At 41.8% G+C, this 5898-nt stretch carries 7 protein-coding genes; all 7 read right to left on the bottom strand.

Annotated features, from left to right (window positions below; all coding sequences use genetic code 11):
- Positions 1 to 19 precede the first annotated feature (19 nt).
- On the bottom strand, positions 20 to 628 hold the full coding sequence (locus tag RAO94_12650) for a DUF975 family protein (GenBank protein ID MDP8323189.1): 609 nt from the start codon (positions 626 to 628) through the stop codon (positions 20 to 22).
- A gap of 8 nt (positions 629 to 636) precedes the next feature.
- Complete coding sequence (umuD, locus tag RAO94_12645) at positions 637 to 1089, bottom strand: translesion error-prone DNA polymerase V autoproteolytic subunit (protein MDP8323188.1); 453 nt, start codon at positions 1087 to 1089, stop codon at positions 637 to 639.
- Positions 1090 to 1122: 33 nt separating this feature from the next.
- Positions 1123 to 1881, bottom strand: coding sequence for a T9SS type A sorting domain-containing protein (locus RAO94_12640; GenBank protein ID MDP8323187.1), 759 nt, complete (start codon positions 1879 to 1881; stop codon positions 1123 to 1125).
- A gap of 14 nt (positions 1882 to 1895) precedes the next feature.
- Entirely contained in the window at positions 1896 to 2369 is a 474-nt protein-coding gene (locus RAO94_12635) for a cohesin domain-containing protein (protein MDP8323186.1), read from the bottom strand.
- A 65-nt stretch (positions 2370 to 2434) separates the two neighbouring features.
- A complete protein-coding gene (locus RAO94_12630) occupies positions 2435 to 4048 on the bottom strand; it encodes an agmatine deiminase family protein (protein ID MDP8323185.1) in 1614 nt (537 codons plus the stop codon).
- Positions 4049 to 4063: 15 nt separating this feature from the next.
- Positions 4064 to 4873, bottom strand: a complete 810-nt coding sequence (locus RAO94_12625; protein ID MDP8323184.1) for a PTS sugar transporter subunit IIA — start codon at positions 4871 to 4873, stop codon at positions 4064 to 4066.
- Positions 4873 to 5898 (bottom strand): cation:proton antiporter (locus tag RAO94_12620; GenBank protein ID MDP8323183.1); only part of this gene is annotated, 1026 nt, incomplete at its 5' end. The genes RAO94_12625 and RAO94_12620, both read right to left, overlap by 1 nt.

Raw genomic sequence — 5898 nt, 5'->3', positions numbered from 1 at the left:
GCAAAATTACCGCACATTGTCAATAATCCGAGATTTCCTGCAATGATTCATAGAATTCCGTGATAGTGGCATAATAGAGTGGTCCCACATAGAGGATAAAAAGTATCCCGCAGGTTATGACACTTAAAAATAACCAACCAATAAAACTGAGGATTAGCTTTAAAAATTCCGATTTATGTCCCTGCATCATATGTCTGCTGCGTTTAATAGCTTCCGTTGGTTTGAGATCAGGATTATCTGCCAGAATAAATAATGTCATGCTGTAGGAAAGGGCAGCTATGATGCCTGGAACGATCAGCAGGATCGCCCACAAGATAATGAATACAATCATCAACAGCATAGTGAAAAAGGCAGAAATCCAGTTATCAAAACCCTTGAAGATCAAAGATGCTTCGGGATTGGTTCTCCGGCTGAGAGCCAGAAAGAACATCGCCATCCCCAAAGATATGGGCCCTTGAAAGATCAGACGAAGACAGAAGATGAAAAATCCTCCGCTAAGATAGGTTTTTCCAAAGATGATGTCTATTGCAGCAAAAACCAGAAAGCCTAAAAGCACTGCTACAATAGCAGTTTCCCACTTACCTTCCAGATTACTGCGAGCACGAATTTTATAAAAAGCTGTTCTCATGATACCCCTTATAATTTATGAATGCAATATGTCACTACACCCCAGACAGTAAAATCTGTATCTTCTGTAATAATAATTTCAGGATAAGCAGGATTATCCGGCACAAGCGACCAATATTCATCAGTTATCCTTAATCTCTTTACTGTAAGTTCACTATTGAGTACAGCGACGATCACATTATTATTTACGGCATTCATTGCTCTATCAACTATCAGCACATCATCAGGGAAAATACCTGCCCCAATCATGGAATCACCTTCCACACGGATAAAAAAGGTGGCTACAGGATGCGAGATCAATTGCTCATTAAGATCAATAGTTTTTTCAATATAATCCTGAGCAGGGGAAGGGAAGCCTGCAGTTATATTGCTTCCCAAAAGCGGTCTTCTTAATTTTTTATGTTTCTTGAAGCCGGTGACTTCTTTGATATTATCTCCCAGCCTGAAGGATTTATTTTCCATAAAAAAAGGCTGCCTTAGCAGCCCGAAAATTCTCTATTTCAGCAGCAGCATTTTGCTGCAAGCTTTGCTGGTTGCTCCTTTCACCTCACAGAAATATATTCCGCTGGCTACGTCCCTGCCGTGCTCATCAACACCCTGCCAGTTAATGCTTGATAGCGAATTTGATGCCAGACCATTTAGATGAAATCTCTTAACCAACTGACCTTTTACGGAATAGATATTAAGAGTTACAGCAGTCTCACCATCGGGGACAAGGAAATTGATCGTAGTGCTGGGATTAAAGGGATTTGGGCTAATGCTTTGAATGCCCACCTGCGTTATTTGAGCAGGAATATCCTCTGTGATATCATTATTTATGACAACAATAGTTCCATCAGTAGTATTTTCAATCGAAGTAGCATTATATTTGAAGTCATGAATATCAAGGATCGTGCTATCAGCAATACCTGAAAAAGTAAGTCTAATTAAAACTCCAGAACCAGTTTGCGCTTCATAATGACTATAAGCAGCACGAAGACTTCCAGGTTCCGTTTCATTGACCAGCAGCATTCCATCAAGAAATATATCACCTTCAGCATAGTCCTCATAGGTGACAGCTTCTGAATTATATTCCATCTCAAACTGGAAACTTATCACATCAAAATCTTCGATCAATTCTGTAGTAGAAATATCGATTGTGATACTTTCTCCTGCATTCACACTTCCCGAGGATACAATGATCTCTGCGTCTTGAAGATCAGCGAACAGACTTATTGCTGCAAACAGGCATATTATAATAATTATTTTTTTCATGATCCCTTCCTGGTTTATTTTTTCTTACGCTCAGATCTGACTGGCAGAATTTTAATATCTGCATCATAGACCTGAGTCATAGTATCAGAGTTCATTTTAAATTTATCAAACTGCAAATGGGTTTCTCCGGGGGTAAGGGCAAAAAAGATCAATTCCACCAGAGTTCCACTACCTTCCTGAGGCTGCCAGTGACTGCACGCCACCTTAAGCATTCCTGTTTCTTTACCATTAGCCATCAGCATGGCATTCTCAAACAGGTCACCTGGTTTATGAGTGATATATTTCACAAGAGTGCTGTCATAATAGGCATCAAATTGAAAGGCTATAACCCGCATATCCAGAGAAATATCATTGGCATTAACATATATCCGCAGACTGTCTCCAGCATTAACGGTATAGGTGCCACCATCGATGGAAATATCTTTGATATCACCAGCCAGCAGCCAGGTGAACATCAAGACTGCCACAAATATTAAAATTTTCTTCATATAATAATACTCCTCTTCTTAATAGTTATTTTCTATTTAATACTGTCAACAGAAATTTTCCTTTCCTATTGTTCTACAGGAAATTCCGAAATCAATCCCACGAAATATTGCATGATCAGTGAGGCATCATAACTATCGATGTCCGAACTGCCATCCACATCAGCAGCCATCAATCTGGCAAGTTCCCAGGGCAGGGGATCAAGCTCAGGCAAAGGATCAAATCCCACCACATATTGTAATAATATAGCTGCATCAAAAGCTTCTACAGCACCATTTTCATCCAGATCGCCCAAATTGATCATCTGTAAAAGGGCAAATTCATGTGGATCAAAGGCTGCTGCCAGGGGATGATCAATAGTATAACCTTCCACATCCTGAGCATGAATATAATACTGGAAATCATCTGAAGCCGAAGGCAGGTTAACGCTGGCTTCCCAGTTATCTGCTTCAATATTGGTCATCGGCTCAAAATTCCACTCACCACCTGCTATTTTCCAGGCAACATATATGGAATCAGCAAGCAGTGCAGCCTGGCTGTAAGCAGATATCTGAGCATTGAACTGAAGCTCAGAGCCACTATACTGCTGCTGCCAGTAAGGTTGATGCTCCACGTGCAGCATATTGCGGTCTGCAATTCCCTTGGCACGGCAGTGCAGGGCATCTGTGCTTTCCCAGTTTCCAGTAAAGCCCAATATTTCGTAGCCCGGCATTGCAGCTTCATAGGATTCTATCGCCTCATCATCCCAGCTTCCGCCGATAATAGGCACGAATACTCTTTTATTTAAGATCAGTGAATTTGTGTAAGGTTCATTAGAGGGAGTGTAAACCCGGTAAACCTCATAAGGATAGCCCCAACTGCAATTCTGATTGGCAAAATAATCCGCGGTTGCTTCGATCTCATCATATTGAGCATGACTGGCAGGAACTTCTCTGATGAGCACTTTATCTACCCCCAGAAATTTACCCCAGCAGTCAATATGATCGATATAGGTATTATTGGGATCAGGCAGCATATGATAGGTATCTATTCCCAAATAATCTGACATCAGGTCATTGATCTCCTGATTCGTCAAGCCTGGATTTTCCAGCTGAACCAGATCAGTGGAAGCCGAAATGCCAAAGCCATCAGTCATATAATTACCACCAGTATGCTCGAGAGGCATACCATATAAAGTAATATCCAGATAATCTGCCATTTCAATTGGAATATCATTGTCATCAGGGCGGGGTCTGTTATAGATAAAATTCACGATTGATATTTCACTACCGTCATAGATATACCATGGTCCATAATCGCGGCACCAGTAACTATTACTGGGTGCTATCAGAAATTCACAATTAGCAAGATTTACACCGTGAGATGTATAACTGCTGATAACGCTGGTTTGAGCGGCTGAACTGCTTACAATAGTGACCACTTTATCCTGCTCAGACATGCTTGCTATCAGGTTGTAGCTGATACCAAATGGGGAACGAACCAGTACTCCTTCCATGGGCTCGAATTCTGCTATATTACGGGCAAAATCCGGTGGGTCGGTCTGATAAAAATCCCGTGATACTTCCCTGCCTATCTCATCCTTATTCAGGTAATGCCCCAGTTGCGGATTATTTTCCAAATCCGTCTGGGCAAAAAGGGACAAAATACTGAACAATAAAATCATTAAAACTATCTTACGCATTTTATTTCCCCTGGCTTAAATTCCTTTACTAAAAAATATATCCAATACAACCAGACCAAGTCCGGTATAATCATCCAGATTACCAAAAGCATCTTCCAGACCATGGATGAGTGCCTGCAAAAAGTCTCTGGGCAATTTTACCATAATCAGCTTGCCGGATGCATCCCGGTCACCCGTGAAATCAAAAAAGCCCAAAAACAAAGGTACTTGGGAAAGAACTCCCTTCATACTGCCCGTTTCAAGAATAGTAGCTTCTTCCACTCCATATTCCAGGAATATTTCTGATATCTCATCCAAGATATCAGGATCCCGCACTAGCAGAATAAGCAATTTATCTTTACCACGCGGTGCTGCAGATAATGTATCAGGACTATGCCGCAGAAATTCGTCCATCAAACCAATTTTGCTTTCCTGCTGCAGAAGATGCTGCTCAATTTGCGGTTCCTTGAGTATGCGGGAAACCATTGCCAGCAATTGCAAATGACCGCTGCGGCTTTCCACAGGTCCCACGATGATCACAAATATTTTTACTTTCTTATGGTCTATGGCATCATAATCCACGCCTTTATGACTAATCCCGATGCCAACCACAAAATCTTTGATACCGCTGATCTGACAGTGGGGAATAGCTATTTCTCTGCCAAATCCTGTGCTGCCCTGGCTCTCCCGTTTATGCAGATTTTCCAGGATTTTGTTTTCCGGTACATCTTTGAGTATTTCATTACGTTTCACTAGTTTGGCAAGTTCTTCCAGGATTTCATTTTTGCTATGTGACTGCAGATTTGTTGTGCAGCATTCCAGCCTTAATACTTCAGTTAGATCCATTATCTTCTCCTCAAATTCTTCCGAATGGCTATTTTTGCCAGAGGCGGTCCTATTAATTCATTAAAAAAGACACTCATCAATACTATATTGATCATTTCTGTTATTTGAAGCTGGATTGCCGGAGAGGCATCAGCTACCACGCTGGAACCTTGTACGAAAAGCACTAATCCAATTGCCACTCCAGCCTGGGGTAGAAGGGCAAGCCCCAGCCAGTTGCTAATACTTGGCTTGAGCTTTAGTAAATGCCCAGTGGCATATACTCCGCTATATTTTCCGATTGCTCGCATGATGATAAACACTATCCCCGCTATCAGGGCAGTGGAAGAGGTAAATATCTTCAGATGCAGTTCAGTTCCTGCTATCGAGAAGAAAATTGCATATAAAGGCGGGGTGAGGGGTTGCAGGGCTTTCATGATCCTGATATTTTTATGACTGAGATTCACCAGCAGCATTCCCACGGTCATATTAGCGATCAGCGGTGATAGATGCAGGCTGATGCACACGGAGGTCGTCAGGAAAATAATTCCAAGTGTTATGATCTTCATTTCGCCCATGTTCTTGCTGTTGCGCGTGATGAAATGGATCAATGTACCACCAGTTATTCCTATGATTACTGAGAGAAGTATTTCTTTACCGGCGTGAATAAGTCCCATCCAGAAATCCACTTCGCTGCCACTGATCTCAGCGCTGGCTATAGCAAAGGCGATAGAAAAAAGGATAACTGTCCCTGCATCATCAAGTGCTACGATTCCATACAGGTAATCCACAAATTCGCCTTTTGCCCGTAATTTCTCTACAATAACTACCGTTGCAGCAGGGGCTGTGGCAGCTCCAATCGCTCCCAGAATGAATGCAACATAAGTGGAAAGACCCAGCAGAATGAGTCCAGCAGAGATCAAACCAAAAGTGAGAAACATCTGAACCAGAGTGATGATCACCACTTTTTTGCCATAAGCACGCAGTTTGGTGAATGAAAATTCGCAGCCGATGATCACAGCAATAAATGAAAGTGTGATCTCAGAAAG

Origin of the sequence: Candidatus Stygibacter australis (genome assembly GCA_030765845.1) — a bacterium.
Taxonomy (GTDB): Bacteria; Cloacimonadota; Cloacimonadia; order Cloacimonadales; family TCS61; genus Stygibacter; species Stygibacter australis.
This window is presented reverse-complemented; position numbering and strand designations above follow the sequence as displayed.